Annotated in this window: 31 protein-coding genes and 1 tRNA gene; 9 read left to right on the forward strand and 23 right to left on the reverse strand. The window is 62.3% G+C overall.

The annotated features are described in order from the left end of the window. Nucleotides 1–10: 10 nt before the first annotated feature. From CWO89_RS18125 to CWO89_RS18135, 3 genes are all read right to left on the reverse strand, one after another. Entirely contained in the window at nucleotides 11–592 is a 582-nt protein-coding gene (locus CWO89_RS18125; RefSeq protein ID WP_245476363.1) for a PepSY domain-containing protein, read from the reverse strand. Between the two features lie 681 nt (nucleotides 593–1,273). Further along, the gene (locus CWO89_RS18130; RefSeq protein ID WP_130580127.1) at nucleotides 1,274–1,987 is read right to left on the reverse strand and encodes a TetR/AcrR family transcriptional regulator; all 714 of its coding nucleotides are present in this window, start codon (nucleotides 1,985–1,987) and stop codon (nucleotides 1,274–1,276) included. Between the two features lie 102 nt (nucleotides 1,988–2,089). Continuing rightward, nucleotides 2,090–3,127 carry an aspartate-semialdehyde dehydrogenase gene (locus CWO89_RS18135; protein WP_130580150.1) on the reverse strand — a complete coding sequence of 346 codons (1,038 nt, stop codon included), beginning with the start codon at nucleotides 3,125–3,127 and terminating at the stop codon, nucleotides 2,090–2,092. A gap of 255 nt (nucleotides 3,128–3,382) precedes the next feature. Here CWO89_RS18135 and tgt point away from each other — a divergent pair, with 255 nt between their 5' ends. Beyond that, entirely contained in the window at nucleotides 3,383–4,516 is a 1,134-nt protein-coding gene (gene tgt, locus CWO89_RS18140; protein ID WP_130580128.1) for a tRNA guanosine(34) transglycosylase Tgt, read from the forward strand. Between the two features lie 3 nt (nucleotides 4,517–4,519). On the opposite strand, the gene CWO89_RS18145 is transcribed toward tgt, so the two are convergent. After that, a complete protein-coding gene (locus tag CWO89_RS18145) occupies nucleotides 4,520–4,735 on the reverse strand; it encodes a hypothetical protein (RefSeq protein WP_130580129.1) in 216 nt (71 codons plus the stop codon). 232 nt (nucleotides 4,736–4,967) lie between these two features. Here CWO89_RS18145 and cysK point away from each other — a divergent pair, with 232 nt between their 5' ends. Continuing rightward, nucleotides 4,968–5,945: a cysteine synthase A gene (cysK, locus tag CWO89_RS18150; RefSeq protein WP_130580130.1), complete on the forward strand. Its 978-nt coding sequence runs from the start codon at nucleotides 4,968–4,970 to the stop codon at nucleotides 5,943–5,945. Nucleotides 5,946–5,947: 2 nt separating this feature from the next. Then, a complete protein-coding gene (locus CWO89_RS18155; RefSeq protein ID WP_130580131.1) occupies nucleotides 5,948–6,187 on the forward strand; it encodes a BrnA antitoxin family protein in 240 nt (79 codons plus the stop codon). Nucleotides 6,188–6,261: 74 nt separating this feature from the next. Here the strand turns inward: CWO89_RS18155 and CWO89_RS18160 are convergent, their stop codons facing one another. Further along, nucleotides 6,262–7,692, reverse strand: coding sequence for a caspase family protein (locus CWO89_RS18160; RefSeq protein ID WP_130580132.1), 1,431 nt, complete (start codon nucleotides 7,690–7,692; stop codon nucleotides 6,262–6,264). A 181-nt stretch (nucleotides 7,693–7,873) separates the two neighbouring features. After that, nucleotides 7,874–8,752 carry a DMT family transporter gene (locus CWO89_RS18165; RefSeq protein ID WP_130580133.1) on the reverse strand — a complete coding sequence of 293 codons (879 nt, stop codon included), beginning with the start codon at nucleotides 8,750–8,752 and terminating at the stop codon, nucleotides 7,874–7,876. Nucleotides 8,753–9,017: 265 nt separating this feature from the next. On the opposite strand from CWO89_RS18165, the gene CWO89_RS18170 reads away from it, so the two are divergent. Together CWO89_RS18170 and CWO89_RS18175 are read left to right on the forward strand one after the other, a co-directional pair. Then, a complete protein-coding gene (locus CWO89_RS18170; RefSeq protein WP_130580134.1) occupies nucleotides 9,018–9,416 on the forward strand; it encodes a RidA family protein in 399 nt (132 codons plus the stop codon). A gap of 10 nt (nucleotides 9,417–9,426) precedes the next feature. After that, on the forward strand, nucleotides 9,427–9,627 hold the full coding sequence (locus CWO89_RS18175; RefSeq protein ID WP_130580135.1) for a hypothetical protein: 201 nt from the start codon (nucleotides 9,427–9,429) through the stop codon (nucleotides 9,625–9,627). 52 nt (nucleotides 9,628–9,679) lie between these two features. Here the strand turns inward: CWO89_RS18175 and CWO89_RS18180 are convergent, their stop codons facing one another. From CWO89_RS18180 to CWO89_RS18210, 7 genes are all read right to left on the reverse strand, one after another. Then, the gene (locus tag CWO89_RS18180) at nucleotides 9,680–10,231 is read right to left on the reverse strand and encodes a hypothetical protein (RefSeq protein ID WP_165421222.1); all 552 of its coding nucleotides are present in this window, start codon (nucleotides 10,229–10,231) and stop codon (nucleotides 9,680–9,682) included. After that, on the reverse strand, nucleotides 10,176–10,532 hold the full coding sequence (locus CWO89_RS47925; RefSeq protein WP_080663820.1) for a hypothetical protein: 357 nt from the start codon (nucleotides 10,530–10,532) through the stop codon (nucleotides 10,176–10,178). The genes CWO89_RS18180 and CWO89_RS47925 overlap by 56 nt, the downstream gene beginning before the upstream one ends. 198 nt (nucleotides 10,533–10,730) lie before the next feature. After that, on the reverse strand, nucleotides 10,731–11,330 hold the full coding sequence (locus CWO89_RS18190) for a formyltransferase family protein (RefSeq protein WP_130580137.1): 600 nt from the start codon (nucleotides 11,328–11,330) through the stop codon (nucleotides 10,731–10,733). A gap of 197 nt (nucleotides 11,331–11,527) precedes the next feature. Then, the gene (locus CWO89_RS18195) at nucleotides 11,528–12,817 is read right to left on the reverse strand and encodes a hemolysin family protein (protein ID WP_130580138.1); all 1,290 of its coding nucleotides are present in this window, start codon (nucleotides 12,815–12,817) and stop codon (nucleotides 11,528–11,530) included. 269 nt (nucleotides 12,818–13,086) lie between these two features. Next, nucleotides 13,087–13,335 carry a hypothetical protein gene (locus CWO89_RS18200; RefSeq protein WP_130580139.1) on the reverse strand — a complete coding sequence of 83 codons (249 nt, stop codon included), beginning with the start codon at nucleotides 13,333–13,335 and terminating at the stop codon, nucleotides 13,087–13,089. A gap of 119 nt (nucleotides 13,336–13,454) precedes the next feature. Beyond that, a complete protein-coding gene (locus tag CWO89_RS18205) occupies nucleotides 13,455–13,658 on the reverse strand; it encodes a hypothetical protein (RefSeq protein ID WP_130580140.1) in 204 nt (67 codons plus the stop codon). Between the two features lie 69 nt (nucleotides 13,659–13,727). Next, nucleotides 13,728–13,919 (reverse strand): hypothetical protein, encoded by a 192-nt coding sequence (locus CWO89_RS18210; protein ID WP_207234510.1) that lies wholly within the window; start codon nucleotides 13,917–13,919, stop codon nucleotides 13,728–13,730. 185 nt (nucleotides 13,920–14,104) lie between these two features. On the opposite strand from CWO89_RS18210, the gene CWO89_RS49130 reads away from it, so the two are divergent. Together CWO89_RS49130 and greA are read left to right on the forward strand one after the other, a co-directional pair. Next, nucleotides 14,105–14,608, forward strand: coding sequence for a hypothetical protein (locus CWO89_RS49130; protein WP_165421223.1), 504 nt, complete (start codon nucleotides 14,105–14,107; stop codon nucleotides 14,606–14,608). A gap of 408 nt (nucleotides 14,609–15,016) precedes the next feature. Then, nucleotides 15,017–15,505, forward strand: a complete 489-nt coding sequence (greA, locus tag CWO89_RS18225; RefSeq protein ID WP_130580142.1) for a transcription elongation factor GreA — start codon at nucleotides 15,017–15,019, stop codon at nucleotides 15,503–15,505. A 35-nt stretch (nucleotides 15,506–15,540) separates the two neighbouring features. Here the strand turns inward: greA and CWO89_RS18230 are convergent, their stop codons facing one another. The 8 genes from CWO89_RS18230 to CWO89_RS18255 form a co-directional block, all read right to left on the reverse strand. Continuing rightward, entirely contained in the window at nucleotides 15,541–15,771 is a 231-nt protein-coding gene (locus CWO89_RS18230) for a hypothetical protein (protein ID WP_028165532.1), read from the reverse strand. A 343-nt stretch (nucleotides 15,772–16,114) separates the two neighbouring features. Continuing rightward, the gene (locus CWO89_RS45945) at nucleotides 16,115–16,288 is read right to left on the reverse strand and encodes a hypothetical protein (protein WP_165421224.1); all 174 of its coding nucleotides are present in this window, start codon (nucleotides 16,286–16,288) and stop codon (nucleotides 16,115–16,117) included. Nucleotides 16,289–16,335: 47 nt separating this feature from the next. Next, the gene (locus CWO89_RS45950; RefSeq protein ID WP_165421225.1) at nucleotides 16,336–16,620 is read right to left on the reverse strand and encodes a hypothetical protein; all 285 of its coding nucleotides are present in this window, start codon (nucleotides 16,618–16,620) and stop codon (nucleotides 16,336–16,338) included. A gap of 661 nt (nucleotides 16,621–17,281) precedes the next feature. Continuing rightward, entirely contained in the window at nucleotides 17,282–17,488 is a 207-nt protein-coding gene (locus CWO89_RS18235; RefSeq protein WP_130580143.1) for a hypothetical protein, read from the reverse strand. 1,222 nt (nucleotides 17,489–18,710) lie between these two features. Next, nucleotides 18,711–19,151, reverse strand: a complete 441-nt coding sequence (locus CWO89_RS18240; RefSeq protein ID WP_130580144.1) for a hypothetical protein — start codon at nucleotides 19,149–19,151, stop codon at nucleotides 18,711–18,713. Between the two features lie 3 nt (nucleotides 19,152–19,154). Further along, nucleotides 19,155–19,523 (reverse strand): nuclear transport factor 2 family protein, encoded by a 369-nt coding sequence (locus CWO89_RS18245; protein ID WP_165421226.1) that lies wholly within the window; start codon nucleotides 19,521–19,523, stop codon nucleotides 19,155–19,157. An 81-nt stretch (nucleotides 19,524–19,604) separates the two neighbouring features. Next, nucleotides 19,605–20,075 carry a MarR family winged helix-turn-helix transcriptional regulator gene (locus CWO89_RS18250; protein ID WP_028165529.1) on the reverse strand — a complete coding sequence of 157 codons (471 nt, stop codon included), beginning with the start codon at nucleotides 20,073–20,075 and terminating at the stop codon, nucleotides 19,605–19,607. Nucleotides 20,076–20,519: 444 nt separating this feature from the next. Beyond that, entirely contained in the window at nucleotides 20,520–21,170 is a 651-nt protein-coding gene (locus tag CWO89_RS18255) for a hypothetical protein (RefSeq protein WP_130580146.1), read from the reverse strand. A gap of 391 nt (nucleotides 21,171–21,561) precedes the next feature. On the opposite strand from CWO89_RS18255, the gene CWO89_RS18260 reads away from it, so the two are divergent. Together CWO89_RS18260 and CWO89_RS18265 are read left to right on the forward strand one after the other, a co-directional pair. Beyond that, complete coding sequence (locus tag CWO89_RS18260; RefSeq protein WP_245476364.1) at nucleotides 21,562–21,852, forward strand: PadR family transcriptional regulator; 291 nt, start codon at nucleotides 21,562–21,564, stop codon at nucleotides 21,850–21,852. Between the two features lie 29 nt (nucleotides 21,853–21,881). Further along, nucleotides 21,882–22,334 carry a permease prefix domain 2-containing transporter gene (locus CWO89_RS18265; protein ID WP_245476365.1) on the forward strand — a complete coding sequence of 151 codons (453 nt, stop codon included), beginning with the start codon at nucleotides 21,882–21,884 and terminating at the stop codon, nucleotides 22,332–22,334. A 240-nt stretch (nucleotides 22,335–22,574) separates the two neighbouring features. Here CWO89_RS18265 and CWO89_RS18270 read toward each other — a convergent pair. Then, nucleotides 22,575–22,650: transfer RNA gene (locus tag CWO89_RS18270), tRNA-Lys, on the reverse strand. A gap of 257 nt (nucleotides 22,651–22,907) precedes the next feature. Continuing rightward, nucleotides 22,908–25,586, reverse strand: a complete 2,679-nt coding sequence (locus CWO89_RS18275) for a glycosyltransferase (RefSeq protein WP_130580149.1) — start codon at nucleotides 25,584–25,586, stop codon at nucleotides 22,908–22,910. Nucleotides 25,587–25,837: the final 251 nt, after the last annotated feature.

Here is a 25,837-nt window from a genome sequence, read left to right on the forward strand (position 1 = left end):
GGGTTGAGCCTCAACGCCCCTTACGGCGGGGCGGTTCGAGGATCACCTGCTTCAGATCCAGTCCGCTGACGATGATGACCACGAAGCTCAGCTTGCCGCGTTCGCGTGTCAGGCCTCCGCTGATTGCCTTGCCCGAGGCGGCGCGTTCCGCCACCCGCACTGCATCCGATAATTGCTGGTCAACACCCGACAGCGAGGCGATATTGGTGCGGTCCTCCGCATTGAGTTCCTTCAGGGACGACACCAGCCGATCCGTCGAGATCTCGCCGGTGGCAGCATCGATGGCATGTTCCCAGAGCTGGCCGTCATGAAACGTCCTGACCCGGTACACCGGCGCACCCGATCCCCCATCGAAGCTGACATCGGAGGTCCTCGCGCCGGTATGCGCCCGCTCGGCGATCTCGATGGCCCGGCTGAGCGAGACCTGGGCGGTCCGGAACAGCTCTATTTGGTGGGCGACCGCCTTGTCGTCAGGCTCGGTGGCCTGCTCCTGGCCGGAAGAAGCCTCAGGAGCAGAAGGGGCGGCGACAGCGAACGAGGGCGCGGATGCGAGCAGCGTCAGCAGACCGATCACGAGCAGACGCTGTGTCATTCTGGACATCGCCCTCGTGGAGAGCGTACGCGGACTCACCATCGATCCTCCTCCGTGACTCAAAGCATCTGATCTGCAGACGTGCATCTCTCATCATTTGGTACTTCGATCCGGCATTTTTGAGTTCCGAACCGACATCACACCGCGGCATTTTTCGCTCAACCGCCGCTTATTTGCGTGAAGGCACGAAACAATCTGGTCGGTGTCCGGGATGGAACCGGAGCAAAATCGGAAGACATCGGGTGTGCAGGCCTCGCGCTCTTCCGGCGTTCCCCGATCTTCTGCACCGGCTCGCGCTGTGCATGACAGCGCCGTAATCGCAAGACCGACGACCACGAGTTGGATGCATCTTTGCAACAGGGCGGGGGCCAATGAGAGGATCCTTCCTGGTCGGGACGACGACCGCGCGTTGCGTTCGTGCGCCGAAAGGACACGGCCGACCCGTGACCGGGTCGGCCGTCCGAACAGCGCAAGCCAGGCTTGGGGGCCAGGAAGACGCAGGTTGCGCCGATCGAAGTCTGCGACGGCGTGAGCACTAGGCGGCATCAGGTGCGGCGGACATCGCCGGCTCACTTAATCAAACTGTACGGTGTCGTTTCGTTATCGTCAACAGCGCTCCGACGCCGATAGCCGCCCAAATCGCGGGGCAGCCCGCTGCGCCGGGCATGGCTTATCGAGATGTCAGCGGGACGGGCGGGTCCGTGCGCCGGATTTCTGCGGCCGACCGCCAGGTCCGCCGATGCCGGTCATCAAAAGCCGCAAGGACGCCCGCAAGCGTTTTTCCTCAGCCTTCCGGTCAATCGGAATGCCGTTGGTCGCCTGCCGGAAGGTGTGGCCGACGGTGATGTTGAGATAGACCTCGGCGGCGGTTGTCGTGTCCTCGATCTGGACCGCTCCCTCGGCGACCAGGCGATCAAACAGACGGGTCATCGTCGAAACGGCTTTCAGGTAGCCTTCTTCCTCCGCGAGCCTTGCGAGCTCGGGAAAATTGGTTGCCTGCGCCGCCACAATGCGGCTCAGAGCCCCCGGCTCGGGCCCGCTGATCAAATTGAGCATCTGCCGCGCGAGATCGAGGAGAACTTGCTCGACGGAAACGCCGGAAACATCGCTGCACTGCATTTCCGCCGCTGTCGAGAGCGGAGAGAGCCAGCGCGCAATCTCGCGCCGCAGCACGGCCTCGAACAGGCCCCGCTTGTCGCGATAGCGGGCGTACACGGTGGGCTTGCTGACCCGCGCCGTTTCCGCGACGGCGTCGATCGATGTCGCCTCGAAGCCGCGCTCCAGAAAAAGCCGGGTAGCAACCTCGATCAACCGCAGGTCGCGCTGGATGGCGGCGCTTTTTGTCGGGCGGCCGCCGCGAGATTTCGCAACGCTCTGCCGTGCCGCCCGTGCCATTAACCTCGTCAGTGGTTCCGTCCTCTCGGCGCTACGATGTCCCCCCGCTCTATATCGTGCCGCCGTGCAGCCGTCATCGCCAATCTGCCGGCGGCGCCGGCCTCATGCCATCACGCGCTCGGGCAACAGCTCCGCGATCTGGACCGCGTTCAGCGCAGCGCCCTTCAGGAGCTGGTCGGCGGCCACGAAGATCGAGATCGAATGGCCGCTCGGGTCGCTCAGATCCTTGCGGATGCGGCCGACCAGCACGTCGTCCTGGCCGGAGGCATCGATCGGCATCGGGAAGTAATTCCCGGCGCGATCGTCCACGATCCGCACGCCCGGCGCGGCCGCAAGAAGCGCGCGCACCTGGTCCTCGCTAACAGGCTTCTCGCATTCGAAGGTGATGGCCTCGCAATGTGCGCGCAGCACCGGCACGCGGACGCAGGTGACGCCGACTGCGATTCTGTCGTCTTCGAATATCTTGCGGGTCTCGTTGATGACCTTGGTCTCCTCACCGTTGTAGCCGGTCTCGGGATCGACGGCGGTGTTGTGGTTGAACAGGTTGAAGGCGTAAGGGTGCGGCATCACCTTCGGCGTATAGACCTGTCCGTTCAGATTGGCGCGGGTCGATTCCACCAGCTCCTCCATTGCCGCGGCGCCGGCGCCGCTCGCGGCCTGATAGGTCGAGATGATCACGCGCTTGATGCGGTTGTTCTGATGGATCGGCCAGAGCGGCACCAGCGCAGTGATCGCCGCGCAGTTCGGGACGGCGATGATGCCCTTGTGCTCGCGGATGCGGGACGCGTTGATCTCCGGGATCACCAGCGGCACGTTGGGGTCCATGCGGAAGGCGGAGGAATTGTCGACGACGACGGCGCCGGCCTTCACCGCGATCGGCGCGAACTTCTTCGAGACGCCGCTGCCGGCCGAGAACAGGGCGATGTCGACGCCCTCGAACGAGCGCTCATTGAGCTCCTCGATGACGAGCTTTTGCCCGCGGAAGTCGATGGTCTTGCCCGCCGAACGGCTGCTCGCCAGCGGCTTCAGCTTGCGCACGGGAAAGCCGCGCCGGTCCATGGTGGCGATGAACTCGGCACCGACGGCGCCGGTCACGCCGGCAATGGCAACAACGGGATCGTACTTCACGGGAATCTCCATCAGGATTGGGCAATAAAAAAAGCCCCGGACCTTCATCAGGCGGGGCTTCGGTTTGAGATGATGCGGTCGGTCCGACTACGCGCGCACGCCTCCCAAAGCCCCGGAGAGCTTTTTGGTCGTGGTGGTGCGTTTGGTCGCGATGATCATGGTGGTGGAACTTATGCGGGAGGTTTTGGGCTCCGTCAACGGCATTCCAGCCGGAAATCGCCGTCAACGCGGTTGAACAGGGGCCTTTGTCACGCCATAAGCGGCCGCATGGACCTTCCCAATCATTTCGAATTGCTCGCGACAGACGGTAATGCCCGTACCGGCCGGCTGACCACGCCGCATGGCGTGGTGCGCACGCCGGCCTTCATGCCGGTCGGCACCGCCGGCGCGATGAAGGGCATGCACTGGCGCGAGGTGCGCGATGCCGGCGCCGACATCGTGCTCGGCAACACCTATCATTTGATGCTGCGGCCTGGTGCCGAGCGCATCGCAGCCCTGGGCGGCCTGCAGACGTTCACCGGCTGGAACGGGCCGATGCTGACGGACTCCGGCGGCTTCCAGGTGATGTCGCTGTCGGAGCTGCGCAAGGTCAGCGAGAACGCCGTGACGTTCCGCTCGCATATCGATGGCGCCAAGGTCGAGCTGTCGCCGGAGCGCTCGATCGAGGTGCAGCGATTGCTCGGCTCCGACATTGCGATGCAGATGGATGAATGCGTGCGATTGCCGGCGGAGCGCGACGACATCGAACGCGCGATGCGGCTGTCGCTGCGCTGGGCCGAGCGCAGCAAGCGCGCCTTCGAGACCGCACCTGCCGGCTACATGCTGTTCGGCATCGTGCAGGGCGGCGATGTGCCGGAGCTGCGCCGGCAGAGCGCCGAGGCGCTGGTCGAGATCGGTTTTCACGGTTACGCGATCGGAGGGCTTGCGGTCGGCGAGCCGCAGGCGGTGATGCTGGCGATGATCGAGGAGACCGCGCCGGTGCTGTCCGCGGACCGTCCGCGCTATCTGATGGGCGTCGGCACGCCCGAGGACCTCCTGGAGGCAGTCGCGCGCGGCATCGACATGTTCGACTGCGTGATGCCGACGCGGAACGGACGCCACGGCGTGGCGTTCACCCGGTTCGGGCCGGTGAACCTGCGCAACGCACGACACGCCGACGATCCGCGTCCGCTGGATGAAGAGAGCGCGTGGCCTTCCGCGCGCAGCTATTCGCGCGCCTATCTGCATCACCTCGTGAAATCGGGCGAGACGCTTGGGGCGATGCTGCTGTCGGAAATCAACATCGCCTATTACCAGCAGCTCATGCAGGACATTCGCGCCGCGATCGCAGGCGGAAGTTTTGAGGACTTCCAAAAGCAAACGCGCGCCGATTGGGCGCGCGGTGATATCGCCGCAAGATAGGGCCTAATTGCAGGCGAAGCGCTTGACCGCGTGCTTGGTCACGAAACCGTAACCGCAGGTGTCGCAGGTCCAGAGATAGCTGATGATGCTGTCGTACAGATAGGCAGACGCTTCCGCAGCGATCATGGTGTCCGCACACACCGGACAGGTCGGCAGATCGCAGCCGCGTGGATTCGGACGAACCGCGATGGTCGACGGGATTTCAGCGATTGCTGTCATCGTGACCTCCTGGCGATCTGTGGGGTGTTTAACTCAGGGGTAAGTTATACACCGATTTATTTGACGTTGTCGCAACACAAATGCGTTGGTTTATCGCGATTTAGAAACATTTCGCTATTGCGATGCAGCGATTTGTTAATCGATTATTTCCCTTCTTGCGCTGCGGCGTGCTCCGTTCCTAACTAACGAGAACCGCGATTTTCGCGGCACATTTTTGTCAGGGAGCCCCGCGATGGATGCGCCTTCAACTACGCGTGCAGTGCAACGACCGGGACGAGGGCTGGTCTACGACTCCATCGTGGATGCGATCGGCAACACGCCGATCGTCCGCCTGCGTCGGTTGCCGCAGACCCACGGCGCGCATGCGACGATCCTCGCCAAGCTGGAATATTTCAATCCGGCGGCGAGCGTGAAGGATCGTATCGGCGCGGCGATGATCATCGCGATGGAGAAGGCCGGCATCATCAATGCCGACACCGTGCTGATCGAGCCGACCTCAGGCAATACCGGCATCGCGCTGGCCTTCGTTGCGGCCTCGCGCGGCTATCGGCTGAAACTGGTGATGCCGGAATCGATGTCGATCGAGCGCCGCAAGATGCTGGCGTTCCTCGGCGCCGAGCTCGTGCTGACGCCGGCGGCGCAGGGCATGAAAGGCTCGATCGCGGCCGCGGAAGAGCTGGTGCGCACGACGCCCAATGCGGTGATGCCGCAGCAGTTCAAGAACCTCGCCAACCCCGAGATCCATCGCCGCACCACGGCGGAGGAGATCTGGAACGATACCGGCGGAAACATCGACTACTTCGTCGCAGGCGTCGGCACCGGCGGCACTATCACGGGCGTCGGGCAGGTGTTGAAGCCGCGCAAGCCGTCGCTGCGCATCGTTGCGGTCGAGCCTGAGGAGAGTCCGGTGCTGTCAGGCGGCCAGCATTCGCCGCACAAGATCCAGGGCATCGGCGCCGGTTTCATTCCCGATATCCTCGATCGTTCCGTAATCGACGAGATCGTCAAGGTCAACAGCACCACCGCGATCGAGACGTCGCGCGCGCTGGCGCGCAACGAGGGCATTCCCGGCGGCATCTCTTCAGGGGCGGCGATCGCTGCGGCGCTAGAGATTGGCAAGCGGCCGGAAGCGGCGGGGAAAACCATCTTGGCTGTGGTGCCGTCGTTCGCCGAGCGCTATCTGTCGACCGTGCTGTTTGAAGGGATCTAGCAATGGCCGATCAACCCAGGCGACCGCGCACGCTGAACGACGCCCGCAGCGAGGCGGAGGCGGCGTTCAAGCGCGCCACCACCAAGGTGGCCGAAGCGCTGCCGAAGAAGAACGCCGCTCCCGGAGTGAAAGAGCAGGTCACGCTGCGCATCGATCAGGACGTGCTGGAATGGTTCCAGGAGAGCGGCCCGGGCTGGCAGGACCGCATCAACGAGGCGTTGCGCAAGGCGGCGGGGAAGTAGCTCCAACGAGGAGCCGCCAGAAACCAGAAAAGCCCGGCAGGAGCCGGGCTTTTCGTTGAACGCTTCCAAGGGCGTTAGCGACGGAACGCGCCGCCCAGCATGCCACCCACGACGCCGCCGACGAAGGCTGCTCCCGGATCGATGCCACCGCCGTGGTGGCGGGGGGGAGGGGGAGCGCTGCCGCCACCACCGCTGCTGGCGCGGCGCCGCGGGCGCTCTTCATCGCTCGAGCTCGTCGACGTGGTCGCCACGACCTCCGTCAGCAGCGCCTTGTGCTGCAGCCTGTTGAGGTAGCCGCTCTTCGGATAGCCGCGCGTGGCCTGCCAGCGCGTGATCACGGCGCGGGTCGGCTCGTCGAATTTGCCCGTGGCCTTGACGTCGAAGCCGAGCCCGTTCAGGCGGCGCTGCACGTCGCGGCGCTGGCCCTTGTCGAGGCCGATCTGGTCCTCGGTGACCTGGCTCGCTTCCTCGGTGAAGGTCGCAGGATCGATGCCGGCGGTGAGGTTGCGCGTCTGCGTGCTCGGTGCCGCACCGCTCTCAAGCGCGGCGATGCGGGCCAGCGCGAGCGAGCGGAACTGGCCGTTCGGATAGCTCGAGAGATAGGCGTTGAACTCTTCGGTCTTGTTGGAGTCCTTGATCGAACGCCAGAACTCGAGCTCGACGTCCGAGCTCGGCGCGGCTGCGACCGCGGTCGATACCGCAGGCGTGCCCGCCGCGGTGGCCGGGTTGTTCGCCGGCGCGCCGTTGAGATAGACCGAGCCGATCAGGTTGGTGTGGCCCCAGGGCAACTGGCCCTTGTTGGTCTCCTCGTTGACCTGGGCGCGGACCTTGGTCATCGCCTGCTGGATCTCGACGCCGGGCTGGGTGATGTTGGCGATCAGCGCGCGCGTGAACGGGCTGTTGGCGCCTTCCTGGCCGTCGAGCGCGGTCTGGCCCGGGCCGGTTGCGAACGCGATCAGCGTGCCTTCGCCGGATTTCATTTCGGCGAGGCCGGCCTGCACGTTGACGCTGCGGGTCGGCGAGTTCGACTTGATCTTGGCGGCGAACGGATTGTCGCGGCAGGCATCGAGGAACACCAGCTTGACCTTGGCGTCGCTCATGGTCTGGTCGAGCGTGAGGTCGATGTTGATGGCCGCGCCGAGCTTGACGTCCATCTCCGACTTGATGTCGGCATCGACAGGCAGGAGATAGTTGGTGCCACCGATCGCGATACCGTGGCCCGCATAGTAGAACACCGCGACATCGGCTCCCTGCGCCTTCTTGCCGAAGTCGAGCAGCTTCTCGGTCATTTTGTCGCGGGTGAGGTTGGTGCCCTCGACCACTTCGAAGCCGACATTGCGCAATGCGCTCGCCATCGACTTGGCGTCCATGGTCGGATTGGGCAGCGGCGTCACGTTTTTGTAGGCGCCGTTGCCGACGACGAAGGCGACGCGTCGCTCGGCACGGGCGGCGGTTGCGGTCAGCGCCACGCAGATCAGCGAGGCGAGGAGGGTAAGGGTGCGCATTGAAATCCCCCAGCAGAATCGAAAAGACTTTGACTCTATCGCGTTGCGTCAGACTACACGAAAACACCATCGTTCGCGCAGCATAAAAATACCGCTGCGTCGACGAGAGAATCGCGTCGCCATAAGGCATGCCATGAAACGCGCCGCAGCTACGTGATCTACGTCACAAGCGCGTCGATCGTCAGGTCCCTGCGCGGGCGTGAGCCGGCGCGCTCGGTTTCAAGTTCAAGAGATTGCCGGCCAGGATCAGCAGTGCGCCGAGCACGGTGAACAGGTCGAGCCGTTCCGAATAGATCAGCCAGCCCGCGGTCGCGGTCAGCGGCACCCGGAGGAAGTCCATCGGAATCACGACGGTCGCATCCGCGTGCAGCAGCGCGCGCGCCATGCAGTAGTGCGAAAAAGTGCCGCAGAAGGCGATCAGGACGACCCAAACCCAGACATGCGCCGGCGGCCATGTCCAGACATAGAGCGACGGCAACAGGCCTGCGGCCGACTGCACGACCAGCATCCAGAAGATGATCGCCAGCGTCTGCTCGGTGCGGGTCAGCGACTTCACCATCGCAACCGAAATGCCGAAACCCACGGCTGCCGCAAGCGCGATCAGTTGGCCCGGATTGACCTCGCCCGTGGCGGGGCGGACGATGATGATCACGCCGATCAGGCCAAGCACGATCGCCGTGATCTTCCACATCGTCATGCGCTCGCCGAGGAAGGCTGCGGCGAGGATCGCCGTCCAGATCGGCATCGTGAATTCGATCGCCACCACCTGGCCGATCGGGATCAGCGTCAGCGCGAAGAACCAGCCAAGCTGCGCGCCGTAATGAATCAAATTGCGCGCGATGTGCATGTGCACGCGCGCGGTCTTCAGGATCGAAAATCCGCCACTCGCGTGGATCAGCGGGTAGAGCATGAAGAAGCCGAGGATCGAGCGCGCTTCCATGAGCTGAAACACGTTCATGTCCCGCATGGCTTCGCGGCCGGAAATCGCAATCACCAGCATCAGCGTGAGCCAGCCTGCCATCCACAGCGCGGCCTTGGTCTTGGAAGGGGTGCGGTCCATCGGTGATGCGGAAAAGGAGAGGGGGCGAGCGGGAACATCCGTATCGGCGAGGCCCACGCGATTTGCAACTCGCAATTCCGGGAAGGCAGCGATGCAGGTCCTTCAGCTTTGCCGTGACCGTCCGTTCGGTGCTAAGCATCGTCCCGCATTCGAGCATGATCCGGAAAAGTGGAAACCGGTTTTCCGAAAAGATCATGCTCAAACAAAGAGATGAGATCATGATCCGATTCCGTCTAATCGGATCATGATCTGGGAGGATAAATTCATGCGTGTCTTGCAACCGGCCGAATGGTCGAAACCCCGCGGCTTCTCGCACGGCGTCAGCTTCGACGCATCAGGCAAATGGATCGTGCTGGCGGGCCAGACCGGCGGCGATGACAAGGGCGATTACGCGCCGGACATGGCAGCGCAGGTCGCCACTGCACTGAAGCGGATCATCAAGCTCTTTAGCGAAGCCGGCGCCGGGCCTGAGCACATCGTGCGCCTGAGCTGGTACCTGACCAATCGCGCTGAATACGAGGCTGCGGGCGCCGGGATCGGCGCGGCCTGGAAGGAGACGTTGGGGCGCAACTTCCCGCCATCCACCTTGCTTTATATCGACGGCCTGGTCGATCAACGCGCCAAGGTCGAGATCGAAGTCACCGCCTTCGTCCCCGTGGCATAGGGTGGTGAGAATGGCAAACCGTAAGACGTCAGCGGATATCGTGACCGGCTTCGCCACCGGCTGGCCCGAACATCAGCCCGATATCATGGTGCTGTCGCTGACGACGCACAAAGGCGTGCAGGATTTTGCGTTCAACAAGGAGCAGGCCCTGCTGATCGCTAAGACCATCAAGGACACTGCCGAGCGGCTGGCGAAGCCGAAGACGAGCTGAACGGGTTTCCTGAATATGTCGCCCGCTTCCGCGGGCGACCGGCGCGCGCGAGCTATCTCGAGAGCGAGATGTTCGCTTCACGGAACCCGTTGTCGGCCCTGATGCTAACGGATTGCTTGTTGCCGCTCGTCCGCATGCTGAGGTTGGCGTTAAACCCGCCGGCATTGGCGGCCACCTGGAAATTACCGCCGCCACCGCGGCCCTGCAGGCTGCCGCTGATCCCGCGGCTGGCCTCGGTCCAGTTGCCGGAGATCGCGCCGCCCTGGGCGACCACATCGGCTTGCAGGTTGAACTTGTAGGCGTCGCTGGCGCAGGTCAACGACATCGCCATGTTGACGCCGCCGACGCGGTAGACGGCGCGGCAGCGGATGCGCTCCCTGGAGCCGTCGTCCAAGGTCACGCTGCCACCGCCAGACCAAGTGCCGGCCATTCCGGCAAACGGGCCCGACTGAGCATGGCTGGGGGAGACTGTAAACGTTGCCGCAGCAAATGCCGCCGCGAAGGTCAGCCGCCGTGCGGAGGGGAACAGCTTCGAGGTCCGGTGGATCTTACTGACGGGAAGCTTCCCATCGACCGCTGCACGGTACGCCTGCTGATGCCCCATTCCACTTCCCCGATCCGGAGTTGCCACTGAGCTGTCCGTTGGCATATGCACCATTGATCGAGACTCGCACAAGGCCCTCACGGCCGACCCTGCCCGAGATGCCGGCGCCCGGCGCGGAGATTTGACCGTCCGTGACCGTAACCGTGGAAGAGGTCGAAGGCTCGCAGGTTCCGGTTTTGGTGACAACGGTGACCTGCCAGAGGCCGTCATAGGGCTGCTGGGCCGAAACAGGGGCAGAAATCAGGGCAGCAGAACCGAGAAAGGACGCAAACAAGAGCGCGCGAATGCGGTCAGGACGCATGGATCAGATTTCCTTGAAATTTATGTGATCAACTTAGCTTATCCGGACACAATGTGTTCAAAATGGGCCGTCCTGTGGAAGGCAAAAAGTTCCTGTGAGATCAAACACATCATGGTGAACTTGCATAGTGAATGCGCATCGTGAATCGGCGCACCCGGGAGAAGGGTGCGTTCGATTCCTGCGGCAGACCTTAGGCGTTCAGTGCCTGGCGTCCGAGAGACTCGGTGCCTTGGTCGCGAATTGCTCATCCTGCGGCTTGGCGGGAAGGCTGCCGTGAGCTCTGCCGTAGTCGATCACCTCGGCGAGCAGCCGGAGCCCCAGCGGCGCCAGCGCACGCTCCCAGAGCTCTCGCGCGGTTTCGCCCTTCTTGACGAACACCCAGTCCTGCGCCGCGATGGCGCCAGCATCCATGCGGTCGGCGAGATGATAGATGCTGCCGCCGGCGATCGGATCGCCTTCCTTGACGGTCCATTCCACGGCAGCCATGCCGCGATGCCGGGGCAGTAGCGAGGGATGGTAGCCGATCCCGCCGAGTTTCGCGGCGGCCAGCGCTTCCTTGCTGACGCGGGCGTGGCTGTGGGCCGTTACGATCAGATCGGTGTTGGGGGCGATCTCGGAGGCTACGACGAGCTTTGGATTGGCCTGCACCACCACATCGATCCCTGTGGCCCGGGCGGCCGCCGCCAGCCGGTCTTCTCCATCGTGCACCACGACCCTGACGACATCGACTTCGCGTTGGCGCAGCATATTCAAGGTCGCCACGCCGAAATGGCGGGAACCGACGAGGGTAATCCGCATATCTGTGTTCCGTACCTGATCTTGCCGTTATGCCGATAGCACAGGGCAGCCGATTGTCCTGCCGCGGGGGATGGAGAAGTTCCTGGTTATCAACAGAACGGCGCTGCAGCGAGCCGGTCTGGCGCATGGGACGGGTGCGCAACAGCGGTCATGGCGGGGCCGGGAACCGGTGGGGTTCCCAGGCTACGAGAGCTCGATCATGCCTCTTCCACGCGGCTGGCCAAGGCCTTGTCGATCCTCCGGCCGTCGAGATCGACGATCTCGAACTGCCAGCCATGGGCCGTGACCTTCTCGCCAACATTGGGGATGGCGCCGAATTCCTGCAGCAGGAAGCCCGCAAAGGTCTGGTAGGGCCGCGGCGAGGGCAGGGTGATGCCGAGCAGGTCGGCAAATTCGAGCGCCGGCATCCATCCCGAGATCAGGTAGGAGCCGTCATCGCGCTTGACCGAGGCGGGTTCGGCCGGCCCCTCCTCGGTGTGGAACGCGCCGACGATCGCTTCCAGGATGTCGGCGCTCGTCACCACGCCCTGGAAGGTGCCGTATTCATCGTGCACCAGCCCGATATGAACGGCGGAATCGCGCAGGATCGCGATCACGTCGCGTGCGTCGACGGTCTCCGGAATCACCGGCGCCTGACGGACCAGCGAGCGGATGTCCGGCGTTCCCCCGGACAGATACGCATCGAGCAGATCCTTGGCCTGCACGATGCCAAGTGCAACGTCGCGATTGCCGTCGAACACGACCGCGCGCGAATGGTTGGTCTTGAGCAGCGTCGCATGGATCTCGGAAGGGGGATCGGAGAGGTCGATCGAGCTGACCTCGTGGCGCGGCGTCATCACCGCGCCGACCGGGAGATCTCCGAGCCGCATCACGCCCGCGATCATCTCTTTTTCGCCGGGCTCGAGCACGCCGGCATTTTCGGCTTCGACCACGAGCGTCCTGATTTCTTCCTCGCTGACCTTCTCTTCGGCTTCGCCGCCATGGCCGAGCAGCCAGAGCAGCGACTTGCCGGAGCGGTCGAGCAGCCAAACCAGCGGCAGCGAGATCCTCGCCATCCACACCATGGCCGGCGCGACCTTGACTGCAATCGCTTCCGGATCGCGCAGCGCAATCTGCTTAGGCACGAGTTCGCCGACGATCAGCGAGGCATAGGTGATGACGGTGACGACAAGACCGACGCCGGCGGCATCGGCGAGCGTCGGGGAGACACCGAGCCCCAACAGCCATTGCGACACCCGCTGCCCAAGCGTTGCCCCGGAAAAAGCGCCCGAGAGCACCCCGATCAGGGTAATCCCGATCTGCACGGTGGAAAGGAATTTGCCCGGGTCCGATGAAAGCGTCAGCGCTTGCCGCGAGCCGCTCACGCCTTTTTCGACCAATCCCGCCAGCCTTGCCGGCCGGGAGGAGACGATCGCCAGTTCCGACATCGCAAGCAGGCCATTGACGACGATCAGAACAAAAACGATCGCAAGTTCCAGATAAAGCACGATTAAACCTTCTTTGACGCTCAGCGGCGACAGCACCGAACATATAGGAAGCGCAACCGGTTTGGCTGCGGCTTGCCGACGCCGTCCGGAACAGCCGCGCCGCGCGAAGGTGTTAACACAGGTTCGGGTCGGTGTGAGGGGCGTCACATCGTGAAGCCGGGGAGCGGCGTATAAATTTGGCGACCGCAATAGCTGGCGATAGAGCGACGCAGATGGATGCTCCGGGCCTGACGGCCTGGCGCATGTTCGGTTCTGATCGAATCAGAAGTCTAGCGCCAAGCGAGAATCCGCATCTCCGGTCTTGCGAAGCCGCGCTCCGGCTGCGCGCTCTGCTTCGGCTGCGCCGTGGTGACGCGCGCGAGACAGGCGCGCAAATCGGCGTTGTGCTGCTTCATCTGATTGCGCAGCTCGCGCCGGCCGAAAGCGGTGAGCGAGGGGTCGGCGAGTTGCTGCCAGGCGGCACGAAGCCATTCCTGCAGCACGCGGATGTCTTGATCCAAGATCTCTGGCTGGGTCATGCCGCCAAACCGCGTGAGAATCGATCAAGATGCCAGTAGGTCTGATTCGTCGCAGAACACCTAGGACAAAATAGCGCCAGGGTTGCATTTCAAGCCGCTGATCATCCGGATTGCCATCTTCATTCGACCTCGTCCGGATTCGAGCGCAGCATGTCCATCGCGACCCACATGCCGGCAAGCACCGCGGCGATCATCGCGACGTGCCGGATCTGCGTGGTGGAAAAGCCGAGATCCTCGTGAGCAACATATTCCAGCATGATCGCCGCGTAGCCCGCGACAACGACGGCGGCGATGATCGTGGGCAGGTCGAGCTTGTTTTCCATAGCGGCACCGCGGTTCTTCGGCGCCCTGTCTAGCGCGCCGGAGCGCCGACCGCTGTGACGTGGTTCACGTCAGCTATTCAAACCGTGCCGCCGTCCCGTGTCAGCTCTGGACGGGTAGACCAAGATGACTTGCGCCTCGGGGATTTGGAGCGGGATGTGCGGCGACGTGCTGACCACGCGCTGACTTCCGTCGGTCTCGGTGTGGCTCCTCAGCGTCTCCAGCAGCAGGAAGAATTTCTCGGCAAGCACGGCAGCCTCCATGAGTGCTTTCTAATGTGTGCGGGGCGCGCCGCTAGAAATTCAATCAATTAAACGAGAGGTTGCAGAGGCGAACTGCTGCTGCAGCGCAATCGCAGGAGCCGGTGACGAATCCAGGCAGAGCTTGCTGGACCGTTCTGTCATGCTGCGCCGATCGCAAATGCTCGACGCGTCCCGTAGTAGCCCGGATGGATCGCGCCGCGGATTTTGCGTATGACACGACCGTTCCACCAGACATCATCGCGCTGATGGGGCGGGGGATGATGCGACGAGGCCCGGTCTCTAGGGTTGACCGGGCCTCGTCCTTTTTGTTTTGGGTGGTTCGCGAAGATCGAGACGCCGGGCGCGTCGACCTCGCTTTCGATCATGATCCGATTGGACGGAATCGGATCATGATCTCATCTCTTTGTTGGAGCATGATCTCCGCGCAAACGCTTCGCGTTTGTCGCGAGGGAAAACCGGTTTCCACTTTTCCGGATCAGGCTCTAACAGGCATTCTCCTGAGCCCGCTTTTTCAACTCGCGATCAATCAGCGTTTGCGTCCGGCGTATCGCGAGCGCCTCCAATGGCGTTCGCATCAGGCCGGTCCTCGCTTGATCGCCGATCCAGAATACCCAGCGCCAGACGTGGCGCTGCCTGGTTTTCTCGACGGTGAACTCAATCCCTTGGTGCTGCATGGCCAGCGGCTATAGTGAATCTCTGCGCCCCTCATCGTGGACTTGCCTCACCAGAGTCGAATGGTCTGCTGATATTGTCGTGATATCGCGATGTGTCCGCATCGCTCGGTGCGACGAAATCCAGCGCGTTCAACTTTGCTTCTCAAAAAGTCGGGCCCCGGCTTGCTCGGGGGACAATCGCCGGGGCCCTTGGGAAGGTGGATCATGTCGTCCCAATCGACGGGACGATAACTTGGGAGTCTGCGAGGCGTTCCGGATTTTCCTAAGAATGATGCCGAATTATCCCGATTGAAGTCGAGGAACGACACCGGTTCAGTGCCGTTGGAAATCTCCACTCTCGGAGTCGAAGATGCCAGAAGAGAATGATCGCAAGGGCAAGGTGGTGGGCGATCCGCGCTTTGGCCGGACGCGCATGGAAGCAACATGAGCCGCGCTTTTGTCAGGGAAGGCGAGGGTAATCTCGACGATCTTCCCGATCGGCCGATCTCGGACGCGCGAAACGATGTCACCAGGGAAGGCCTTGCCCAGATCGAGACCGCAGTCGCGGCCGCGCAAGAGGCGTTGGCGGCGGCACAGGCGGAAGGCGACCGCTCGGCGATCGCGAGCGCCTCACGTGACCTGCGCTATTGGAGCGCGCGGCGCGCCTCCGCCAATGTGGTGGCAGAGCCCGAGGACGACAGCCAGGTTCGCTTCGGACACGCCGTTACGATCCTCCGCGATGACGGTCGACAACAGATCTTTCGGATCGTCGGCGAGGACGAGGCGGATCCTGCTCTCGGCACCGTCTCGCATGCCTCGCCGTTGGCGCGGGCGCTGTTTGGCAGGAGCGTGGGAGACGTTGTCCGCGTTGGCAGCGGCGAGGCGGAAATCCTCAACATCTCCCGCATGAATGCGCTTGGCGGCGACGGGTGACAGGCCCGCTCGTGCCGAGAGCGCTCGTTCTCAAACTACATCACGTCGGCAAAAACGTCGTCGATAACGGCAAGAGACACCGGGATCACAGCCAGTTCGTCCTGCTCCGAAGGACCTGACGTTCCCTTGATGTCCTGGACCACCCGGCTCTTGAAGTTGCGGAGCCACTGCATCGGCTCCTCGCCGCTCTGCAGTGCTTGCTCGGCCAATATGTGGCGCATGAGAACAAGCATCGCATGCTGGTAACCGACAAAATCACTATCCATAGCGCTTCCTCGAAATGAGCTGGAGCAATTCCTCACGGGCCCATCTTATACTTTTTCTTCCGGCCAATCCGCTTGATGAAAAACAAAACCCCCACCGACCGGGAGGAAGGCAGGGGCTCTTGCGGGTGGATGGCGCGAGGCCAGGTGAAACCTAGGTGTCGCCCCAAGGACCCACGATCTTAAGGAAAGCGCCGAGATCCAGTTCCGGCAAGGCGATTTTGTAGGCAGCCATCCGACCCGCGTTAGAGCATGATCCGGAAAAGTGGAAACCGGTTTTCCGAAAAGATCATGCTCAAACAAAGAGATGAGATCATGATCCGATTCCGTCTAATCGGATCATGATCTAGTCGGGCTCTTCGCCGGAGCCGCTGGGGCCGGCTTCATCGAGCAGATTCAACGCGGCGTCGATCTGCTCGAGCAGGCGCTCGATCTCGGCGCGTTCGTTCGCGCCGGGATTCTCCTGCAGCCGCTCGAGCAATTGCTGCTTTTGCGCGAGGAGCTTTGCCGCGGTGGTCATTCGGATCTCCTGGCGCGGAAAGCAGTGCGATGGCGGATCTGCGCAGACTAACGGGACCTGCCACCTGAGCCAGGACCCGTCGGGGCTTCGGTTCCTGCGCCGGAGCCAGTTGTTTGGCTGTTCGGCCGACCAGGAGCGGTCGGCGACGCGCCCGGCTTCTCCTGGTCCGCCACATAGCCGGACTCTCCCGAATTGCGCGTCTTGACGCCCTTATCGGCCTCATCCTGCATCTGAGGATTGTTAGGTGCCGACTGCTGTTGCTGCTGTGCTGTCGCGGGCATCCCGATGGTGGTTCCCAGAGCGACAAGCAGCGCGAAAATCGAAGTTCGCATCTGTGCTCCTCCTGTGTTCGCCCCTTGCTCAAACGCGTGAAGTCGCGAACGTTTCCCGGAGCATTAGAACAAGGCTGGAGCCATACGCTGAGCTACGCCCGATTAGGCGCGATCAACCCAGAGCATGCCGCCGGTATCGTCGGCAAGGAGCCGGCCAAGCATGCCGTAAAACAACGGGCCCCAGATCAGAGCAGTAGTGAACTGGGGTCCGCACCCAAATGGAATGTACCTGCGCTAACCCATCCGATAAGCGTCGAGTGCATGCGCCAGGAAAATTCCCACGCTCACCAGCGCGAGGATTGCTGCAGAGGTCTCGATCATTGCTGCATCTCCCGTTGTGCCAGGGAGGCGAGATACCTGCTGCACGATTGTTCCCAGAACAGGTCCAATATGAACTGCATGTTAGCCATCCCTGTTTTCCTTTTGAAACGTAGATAGCTCGCACTTTGTTTCAGGACTTTTTCGTCGGCAGTGGAAAATGGTTTCGTGCGATGCAAACGTTCCGGCGCCTGACACAGTCCGCCACGCAAGCGACAAGATCAGGCCACAATCCGCGGGGAGTTCGGCTGCGGCGGCGAATGCATGCGGCGCGCCCGGATCGAGGGCCAGACATTCACACATCATCGTCGCCGCGCCATGAGCAGAGACACTCTCCAGCGGATCAGTTCTTGCCCGCGGTACCCGGGCTTGATCCTCCGTACTGCGACGATCCCGTGCCGCTCAGCGAGGTCGGGCCACCGGCTGTGCCGTTCGGGTTACCGTAATTTTTCGCGTGGTGGGCGCGGTGGTGACGCTTGGCGGCATCTGCCGGCACGAAGGTCAGCGAGAGCATGGCCAAAGTGGTCAAGGCAACTGCAACGAACTTCATTTCACTTCCTCCTGGAGGGATAGGTTCGTGTAGTTGGGCGCCCTGCGGAGGAAAACGAGATCAGGTCTGCATCGCCGCCAGCGAGTTTCGTGCGAAATGAAAACGTGAGCGCGAGCAGGAAAATCAGCCGGGATCGCCCACCCCACGGAGCCGCAACAACTGCACTTCAGGTGGGCGCAGATATCGTACCAAGCCGGAAGTCTATCGAGAGGCACCTCCGCATGATGCCAGCAGCGAGGGCGTCGCGAAGTGATGGGCGCGTTGGAGCTCTAACCGCTCGAGAAAATCATTTGTGAAATCGAATCACGGGCCGAATCCAACAACAAGAGTCCGGCCGAATTTATCGCCGAGTGAGTCTTTTACGACACACCTTTAGCGTGCAAACGCGTGAGGATATATCACGGTGCCCTGAAAGCGCGAAGGGCGCCCCCCAAAGGGGCGCTCTTACCCACACACCAACCTCCACCACCAGGCGAATAAGCCCGCGAGAAGGGGTGAAGACGTCTGGGAAACCGCTGCGGCTCTCGTGTAGTTGCCGGCGATCTCGAGCATGGCGTTGCGCGACTCGTCGAGGAGGCACAGCGCAGCTTGTTCGCGGGCTACTCGCTCCAATCGACGAGGCTCTGCTGCCTCGTTCGTTGTGGTCCAATTCGGGGGAAAGAGAAGCATTTCCAAACGGTAAATGGGTAGGTCAGTCGTGCTGTCATAAAACTATCATAAAATTCCACTCGGCCCCCATCACTTTTGTTGGATCGATCCTCGCCCGAGCAGGCTACGGGGCGTCGTGGGAGTGAGTTATTTGAAATCATGCCGCCGGTTGCGGGCTCGAGTCCGACGCCTGGCGGACATAAACGCTCTGACGGCATAGCCAACCAGAGCGCCGACAAGAAAGACGCCCGCCAACAAAGCTGGTGCAGGCAACTCCATGGGAGGATCCCTGCTGGGGTCAACAACTGATTAGTGGCCCAAACGCGCTGAAATTCCCCACACAAGCCGGTGAGATTCCCCATGGGTGATTAACTCGCTGCACGATCCCCGACTGACAGTCTCAATCAGCGGCGTCTCGGCCTGCTGGAAGGCCGGCAGGTCCAGCGAGAGCGGGCCGCACTTGTTATGGGCGACGGTCCTCGATCGCCACGGCCTGGTCAAGGGTAGCGGCGGGCCGCGCCATCGCGCGCGGCATGCCGCTCTTGGAAGGTGACACCGGCATGAGGGCGGAGCATCAGGAACGCGACGCCAGCAGCAAAACCGCGACAAGATTTGCCACGAACAGCGTCGCATCGATGACGAAGATCCTGAGCATCGGGCCCTTCAACACGGGCCAGTATGCCACCCCGACGCGCCCCCCGCGCATCAGGACCGGGAGGTTATAGGCGAACTGGCTGAAGTGACACGCGGCGAAGAACAGGAACAGCGCAAGCTGCGCGTCAATCGCCTGAAAGAAGGGCGGCCGGGCGAGCAGATAAAGCGACAACAGACCGATTGGCAGATTGATCCCGCCCAGAAATGCCACGCTGGCCGACAAGGTCGGCGCAATCGGATTTCCGCGCTCTTCCCGGGGCACCAGGATCTTCAGCGTATTGCGCTGGGCAATGCTGAACTGGATGAATGCGCCGCCGAACCAGAGTGCGTTGAGGAGCAGGACGAAATCCGAGAATCGCATGGGCTACTTTCCGTAGAAGGCTTCGCTGCGCACCACACGGCCGGCATCATCGAAGTCCATGAACTCGCTGGCGCGCGTGTCGCCCAGTTGCCACCACACCGTTAGGCGCGCAATCGTTTCGTCCCAGCTCCAGTCCAGGATTTTCAGGTCTGCGTTTTCGATGCCTCCATAAGCCTTGCGCCAGTAGGCGCGAATGTTCTCGGCGCCAACGACCACGGGAGAATCCGTCAGTTTGAGCGCCAGGGGGCTGCGCATCTCGGCGTTTTCGGCCAAATGCGAGACGACGGCGTCGATATCAACCTTGCACCAGTTGGCGCACCACGCCTCGACAAAGCGCCCAGCGGTCGCCCGGTCCATTGTCCGTCCGCTCATGCTTCTGGCCTCCCCGAGTGTAACTGCCGAAGAGTGGCATGGTGCGACAGTGACGTCAATCATGTTGACCTGAGAGCGCAGTCAGTTGTTGTCGGCGATGGCTTCCATAACGGCCATCCACGCGGCCGCGCCGGACGGGCCAGCACGATCAAATGCCTCACGCAGGACCTCCCGCTCGTAGCCCGATGCCCGTTGTTCGATGCGTTGCCCTGCCTGCGTCAGGCGCAGCAATTTGGATCGATGCTGCTCGGGCGACCGCTTCGATGTCAGGAGTTTGCGCTCGAGCAACAGGCCGAGCGGCCGGTTCAAAGCTTGCTTGGAAATGCCGAGGACCTCGATCAGCGAGCCGATCGAGATGTCGGGCCGCCGTGCGACGACATAGAGAATGCGATGGTGCGGGCGTGATAGGCCAAGCGTGGCAAGATACTGGTCGGCCGAGAGCGTCATCCCGCGCCAGCCATAGTACATGAGCTCCAGCGCCGCGTCCAAATCGTGGAGCTTGTTGAGCGAGGCGCGGTGCAGGCCCGCGGCGTGAGAAGCAGTTTTTTGCATTTGCCAATCCTCGGCAGCTTCTTCACAGCCTGCCAAAAGCCGCCATTCGTGCGCGATCAAGCTATGGCTAGAGCACCACGTGCAGTCTATACGCACCAGCCTGTGGCTGGCGATCGAAGACGGCGGCAGCGGCGAGCGTATCATTGCCGGAACGATCACCGACGTGCATCGGCATTCGTTCCGGCTGAATTGATTGCAAATCGCTATCCGCAGAAGCTGCGTCGGTGACGCTGCAGCTCAGCGATAGCCTGCTTTAGCCCAGCGATGATCCGTGCCCGTCGGCGATCGGGCGGACTTAGCGCGCCTTCCAATATTCCAAGTCGAAATGACAGCCTGTTGATCTCGCGGGTTGTCCAGATGTCTACGCTCGTTTTCAGCATGGTGCATGGTTCCCAAGAATCGATCCGTCGCGGTTAGCGAGTAGGCGATGGATAACGAGCAAGTTCAATCACCTCCGGACATAGCCACCTTCGTGCGAATTGGCTTCATCGCATTCCGTGCGATGCGGCGGTACTCAACCAGCATGTTGTCACGAAACGCGGTCTTGGTCTGGCAAAGGTGCTGGAGTGTGGTTGCGAGCCTTCCGATAAGCGCAACCAGGGTTTGCAGCTCATCGACCGTGATCGATTTGGCGAGGAGTTGCGGCGTTAAGTGAGCAATGCCTCGATTTCGGAAATGCGTCAGGCGACCGTGCACCTGCCAATCTATCTCGGCATAGGTTCGGAAGAATTCGCGGATCAAATCGGCTCTAGACGGCGGTCCAAAGATATCCGGCCCCCGTCGCGAGGCCACAGCACGTAGCAATCCCTTCCGCACGCGGTACAGCTTGAGCCGACGGTGAACCGCCTGAAAGCTCACCACCTTCTCGTCGCGATCAAGCAAGAGCGAGACCCGCAGCGCCGCCATCAGGATCGTATCGCCGTGGAAGCCGTAAAGAGCCTGGCTCCAATCGTGCCCGGGATCGTGAGGGTTGGCGTCGGCAGCATCAGCGAGGCCAGCCGCCAGCCCGAACGAGATAACGCACCCTGCAGTGACGTTGATCAGCCGCTCCGCGTTCCGAAAGATGAAGTCGACGTCAGGGTCGATCTGGCTCACCTGTTGCGATTTCCACATCAATACACGGTCCGGCGGTCTTGCCGGTGCCGCAGGCCTTGGGCAAGATCAGCAGAAGGGGTCCGGGCTTTCACCCAGACCCCTCCCTCTGGGGAGCCATCTCAGTGGGCTTTTGAAGGCCGGCGACGCAACCGCCGGCCTTCTGCTTTCCAACCGAGCGAATCCAATCCTAGACGAGGGCGGTCCCGCGTTAAGTGAGCGCGCGCGTTATTCACGATTCACACAAGCGAGGTGGGAACGCTATGCCCTGGCCAGTCGCCCGACTTAATCACCACCGGGCGCATCTTGAAACCGAAGGGGATTTCTTCTATATCTTTTGAAGAAATGGAAGGGAGTCCCAATGGACCAAATCGGACAGCTTGAGCAGATGGTAATGCTTGCCATCCAGCGCCTGCACCCCTCCGCTTACGGCATCTCGCTGCAGAAGGAACTTAAGGTGCGCACGGGCCGCGAATACTCGGTCGGCACGATCTATGCCGTGCTGGACAAGATCGAGCGCAAGGGCTTCGTGAAGCCGAAACAGGGCGAGGCAACGCCAGAGCGTGGAGGCCGGGCCAAAATCTACTTTAACCTGACCGCACAGGGGCAGGCTGCACTTCAGGCTTCGTTGAGCGCGATCGACAATCTGCGGGCCAACACCCGCTTCGCCCCGGTGATGTCATGAAAATGCCGAGCGATTCCCGCCTGTCATTGGTGGCCGACGAAATTCTGGAAGCTGTCGGCAATCTACGGCTTCAGACCGCTGTCGCCAATCTACGGGTCCAGGCGCACGGCAATCTTGCCAAAGATTCAGGCCACGATCTCGAAATCGAGTTCGTTGACCCGAAGGAGACATCGGTCGTTCTTCAAGTGAAGATGCACTCCCGGTCGACGGTCAATCAGCCCGAGATCAAGAAGCGAACAAATCCGCCCGGCTTTGGAGAAGCGCTTGTCGTGCTGTTCGCCCCGAAGGATCGCATCGATGCCGTTCTTGGTGACCTGTCTGAACATTTCGTTGAGGAGGTCGCTGAGAAAGGGCTGGGGCGTGCCAAGCTGCTGTTCTGGGTGCGCGTCGCTCGCTCAATCGGACCGCTGTTTTGGATGAAGGTCCGCAATCTCGGCCTCGTTGCAGCCCTGTTTGAGTTCGGGCGGCGCTTCATCTCCTAAGAACTGGGTTGGCGACTCCTCGGCCTCGCGCATGCGCAGCGCCAGGAAGCCCCCGCGAATCATGACGCCGACGATGGCGGCAATGGCGATGATGATCGCCCCGGCAAAAAGGGCGGCGATCATTTCTGCAGACCTTCAATCGTCCGCGCGAACGCGCTCAGCGCTGCTACACGATGTAGATGGCGACCTAGGGGTTGTTAGCCGACACGAGGTTAAGCTGCTGTGATGTATAGGACTTTTTGGTGAGCGCGGTGGGACTCGAACCCACGACCCCATGATTAAAAGTCACGTGCTCTACCGCCTGAGCTACGCGCTCACTTCCTGGAGCGTGACGACGCTCGAAGCCGTCATCCCGTTCCAGCTCTTGTGTGACCATGATCCGCCGGAAACCGACTCCCGCTTTTCCGGATCATGCTCCAGCGCGCGCTGTGTAGGGGGCGGGGGCCGATGGGTCAATAGCGCAAAGCACGGCAGATGTACGATCGTCGGGCCCGGGATTCCCTTGGGATAGCTGGTGGTTAGCGCCGCTCCTTCAAGTCCGGCCGCGAAATCAATCCACGGCCGGATAGCGCCTCAGTTCGTGTCGCGGCGGATTTCGGAGGCGGCCTGCTGGGAAGGAGCGGCGATCGTGGGCATGGCGACCGGGCGCAGACCGATCAGTTCCGCGGTGCGGATGGCGCTGTTGCGCCAGAACGAGAATGAGTTGATGCGCGAATTCTCCAGGATCGCGATCGCGACCGCGGCGAGGAACGGCAGGCTCTGCAGCACCAGCACGCCGGCGAAAATGTAGATCTCGTGGACCTGCTTGAAGCCGTTCGTGGCGATGAGGACGGCGGCGCCGACCAAGAGGAGGACGCCGATCACCGCTTCCCAGAACGCCTGGAATTCGATCGACATCCGCGACAGCCCGCCCTTGGAGGTGCGGGCGAACGCCAGGTGCTCGGTGATCAGTCCCTGCGCCACGGCGCGCGACACCGTCCATTGCACGCTCATCGCCGCGATCATGGCGCCCAGCATCTGGCCGGCCTTCACCTTTACCCGCATCCGGTACAGCGCCACGAAATGCACGAGCGAGACGACGAAGGAGGCGATGATCGGCAGCGTCAGAATCTTGTCGGGGATGGCGATGTCGGCAAAGGCGACGATCGGCACCCAGATCAGGTTGAGGATTGCGACCAGCACGCCGAGGCTTTCGGCGCCCAGCCAGTTCAGCCAGCCCAGCGAAAATTCGCGGCGCTGGTCGGGCGAGAGCCGGCTCGCGCCGGGCAGGAAACGCCGCCAGTGCTTTTTCACGATCTGGAAGCCGCCATAGGCCCAGCGGTGCCGCTGCTTCTTGAAGGCCTCGTAGGTGTCGGGCAACAGGCCTTCGCCGTAGCGCTGGTTGGTGTAATGCGTCAGCCAGCCGCGCTCGATGATGGCAAGCCCGAGATCGGTGTCCTCGCAGATGGTGTCGCTTGACCAGCCGCCGGCCATGTCCATCGCGGCGCGGCGGATCAAGCACATCGTGCCGTGCACGATGATGGCGTTGTGCTCGTTGCGCTGGACCATGCCGATGTCAAAGAAGCCGGCATATTCGCCGTTCATGATGTAGTGCATCAGCGAGCGGTCGCCGTCGCGATGCTCCTGCGGCGCCTGCACCAAGCCGACCCGCGGGTCGGCGAAGACGGGCACGAGGTCCTTCAGCCAGTCGGGATGCACGACATAGTCGGCATCGATGATGCCGATGATCTCGGCGTCTGCCGCGGTGCGGTCCATGGCGATGCGCAGGGCGCCGGCCTTGAAGCCCTGGACCTTCTCGGCATTGATGAACTTGAAGCGCTCGCCGAGCGCGCGGCAATGATCCTGGATCGGCTGCCAGAACGCGGGATCTGGCGTGTTGTTGATGATGCAGACGCATTCGAAATTGGGGTAGTCGAGCCGCGACACGGCATCGAGCGTCTGTTTCAGCATCTCCACCGGCTCAAAATAGGCGGGGATGTGGATCGAAACCTTGGGGAAGGTGACCTGCTCGCCAATCGTGGCGGGCGCAACGGCTGCGCTCTTCTGGATCAGCCGGTGGGGGCCGCGGCCGAAGGCAACATCGGCGATCTCCTCGATCCGCGCCATCGCGATCAGGATCAGCGGGACGAGAAGGATCAGGCCGAGCGTCATCGCGAATGCCGAGCCGAACACGAAATAGTGCCCGGCCCAATAGGCGAAGACGGTCGCAACCCAGGCGCCGACGCCGTTGGCAGCAGCCGAGAGCATCAAAGCCTGCATCACCGTCGGACGTTCCAGGCGCAGGATCGGCAGCGACACCAGGATGCCGACGAGGAGGGCGAGCAGCGCGAGCTTCCAGTAGTTCTCGTTGACGATCGGCCCAGTCCAGGCGAATTTCGGCTCGCGGGACGCATTCAGGATGCCCCAATACGGGCCGACGCCGCCTTCGAAGAATTTCCAGGGCTGATCGATCGCCTCGACAATGTTGTAATCCATGCCGATGGCTTCGGCGCGGGTGACGAAATTGCGCAGCACCGAGGCCTGCTCGAACGGACCGGGCTCGGCGTTCCGGAGATTGTAGCCCGCGCTTGGCCAGCCGAATTCGGCGATCACGATGCGCTTGCCCGGGAACTGGTCGCGCAGGAGCTGGAACATCGCGACCGCTTGGTCGACGGCCTGCTGTGCGGTGAAGTTCTCCCAGTAGGGCAGGACGTGGGCGGCGATGAAATCGACGGAATTGGCGAGCTGCGGATTGTCGCGCCAGATGTTCCAGATTTCGCCAGTGGTGACGGGGACATTGACCGATTTCTTGACGCGCTTGATCATCTCGATCAGGTCGTCGATCTTTTGCTCGCCGCGGTAGATCACCTCGTTGCCGACGACGACGCCGATCACGTTGCTGTTGCGCCGGGCGAGGTTGATCGCGGCGTCGATCTCGCGCTCGTTGCGCTCGGAGTTCTTGTCGATCCAGGCGCCGACCATGACCTTCAAGCCGAATTCGGCGGCGATCGGCGGAACCAGTTCAACGCCGCCCGTCGACGAGTACAGGCGGATCGCGCGCGTCATCGTCGACAGCTTCTTTAGGTCGGCGCGAATCTTCTCGGCCTGGGGGATATTGTCGACGTCAGGATGCGCGCTGCCAGCGAACGGCGCATAGGAGACGCTCGGCAGCATGCCGCGGAAATCAGGAGCCTGCTGTTTCTCCTGGAGAAGGCCCCACAGCGCGGCATGCACAGCGGTAACAAGCAACAGAACGGCGGCGACAGCGCGCATCGCGGCTAAACCATACGGGGCCTGCTATGAAGGAGAAAGCGAACCCGTCCCCTAGGTTCGACCGACATGGCGGTAAACTGCAAGATAATCCTGCCACGCGATTCCACAACTGATATGACCGCATGGCGTTTTGAGGGCGCCACGCAGCTCAAATGACGGAAGTCGCGATCGTTCCAAAGTCGAAGGCGGTTATTTCGCAGCCGGCGACGGCGAGGCCGACGGCGCAGGAGAAGGTGAGGCGGCGGGCGCCG

Origin of the sequence: Bradyrhizobium sp. Leo170, from assembly GCF_004296405.1 — a bacterium.
Classification (GTDB): domain Bacteria; phylum Pseudomonadota; class Alphaproteobacteria; order Rhizobiales; family Xanthobacteraceae; genus Bradyrhizobium.

Coding starts and splice junctions, on each gene's coding strand:
- CWO89_RS18170 (WP_130580134.1), top strand. CDS start 9,018: ATGCGTGTCTTGCAACCGGCCGAATGGTCGAAACCCCGCGGCTTCTCG.
- CWO89_RS18130 (WP_130580127.1), bottom strand. CDS start 1,987: ATGGCACGGGCGGCACGGCAGAGCGTTGCGAAATCTCGCGGCGGCCGC.
- CWO89_RS47925 (WP_080663820.1), bottom strand. CDS start 10,532: ATGCGTCCTGACCGCATTCGCGCGCTCTTGTTTGCGTCCTTTCTCGGT.
- CWO89_RS45950 (WP_165421225.1), bottom strand. CDS start 16,620: ATGCGAACTTCGATTTTCGCGCTGCTTGTCGCTCTGGGAACCACCATC.
- CWO89_RS18275 (WP_130580149.1), bottom strand. CDS start 25,586: ATGCGCGCTGTCGCCGCCGTTCTGTTGCTTGTTACCGCTGTGCATGCC.
- CWO89_RS18250 (WP_028165529.1), bottom strand. CDS start 20,075: ATGCAAAAAACTGCTTCTCACGCCGCGGGCCTGCACCGCGCCTCGCTC.
- CWO89_RS18245 (WP_165421226.1), bottom strand. CDS start 19,523: ATGAGCGGACGGACAATGGACCGGGCGACCGCTGGGCGCTTTGTCGAG.
- CWO89_RS45945 (WP_165421224.1), bottom strand. CDS start 16,288: ATGACCACCGCGGCAAAGCTCCTCGCGCAAAAGCAGCAATTGCTCGAG.
- CWO89_RS18260 (WP_245476364.1), top strand. CDS start 21,562: ATGCTTGCCATCCAGCGCCTGCACCCCTCCGCTTACGGCATCTCGCTG.
- CWO89_RS18160 (WP_130580132.1), bottom strand. CDS start 7,692: ATGCGCACCCTTACCCTCCTCGCCTCGCTGATCTGCGTGGCGCTGACC.
- CWO89_RS49130 (WP_165421223.1), top strand. CDS start 14,105: ATGGATCGCGCCGCGGATTTTGCGTATGACACGACCGTTCCACCAGAC.
- CWO89_RS18165 (WP_130580133.1), bottom strand. CDS start 8,752: ATGGACCGCACCCCTTCCAAGACCAAGGCCGCGCTGTGGATGGCAGGC.
- greA (WP_130580142.1), top strand. CDS start 15,017: ATGAGCCGCGCTTTTGTCAGGGAAGGCGAGGGTAATCTCGACGATCTT.
- CWO89_RS18235 (WP_130580143.1), bottom strand. CDS start 17,488: ATGAAGTTCGTTGCAGTTGCCTTGACCACTTTGGCCATGCTCTCGCTG.
- CWO89_RS18180 (WP_165421222.1), bottom strand. CDS start 10,231: ATGGGGCATCAGCAGGCGTACCGTGCAGCGGTCGATGGGAAGCTTCCC.
- CWO89_RS18190 (WP_130580137.1), bottom strand. CDS start 11,330: ATGCGGATTACCCTCGTCGGTTCCCGCCATTTCGGCGTGGCGACCTTG.
- cysK (WP_130580130.1), top strand. CDS start 4,968: ATGGATGCGCCTTCAACTACGCGTGCAGTGCAACGACCGGGACGAGGG.
- CWO89_RS18155 (WP_130580131.1), top strand. CDS start 5,948: ATGGCCGATCAACCCAGGCGACCGCGCACGCTGAACGACGCCCGCAGC.
- CWO89_RS18145 (WP_130580129.1), bottom strand. CDS start 4,735: ATGACAGCAATCGCTGAAATCCCGTCGACCATCGCGGTTCGTCCGAAT.
- CWO89_RS18205 (WP_130580140.1), bottom strand. CDS start 13,658: ATGGAAAACAAGCTCGACCTGCCCACGATCATCGCCGCCGTCGTTGTC.
- CWO89_RS18200 (WP_130580139.1), bottom strand. CDS start 13,335: ATGACCCAGCCAGAGATCTTGGATCAAGACATCCGCGTGCTGCAGGAA.
- CWO89_RS18210 (WP_207234510.1), bottom strand. CDS start 13,919: ATGGAGGCTGCCGTGCTTGCCGAGAAATTCTTCCTGCTGCTGGAGACG.
- CWO89_RS18135 (WP_130580150.1), bottom strand. CDS start 3,127: ATGGAGATTCCCGTGAAGTACGATCCCGTTGTTGCCATTGCCGGCGTG.
- CWO89_RS18230 (WP_028165532.1), bottom strand. CDS start 15,771: ATGGATAGTGATTTTGTCGGTTACCAGCATGCGATGCTTGTTCTCATG.
- CWO89_RS18240 (WP_130580144.1), bottom strand. CDS start 19,151: ATGCGATTCTCGGATTTCGTCCTGCTCCTCAACGCACTCTGGTTCGGC.
- CWO89_RS18175 (WP_130580135.1), top strand. CDS start 9,427: ATGGCAAACCGTAAGACGTCAGCGGATATCGTGACCGGCTTCGCCACC.
- tgt (WP_130580128.1), top strand. CDS start 3,383: ATGGACCTTCCCAATCATTTCGAATTGCTCGCGACAGACGGTAATGCC.
- CWO89_RS18125 (WP_245476363.1), bottom strand. CDS start 592: ATGACACAGCGTCTGCTCGTGATCGGTCTGCTGACGCTGCTCGCATCC.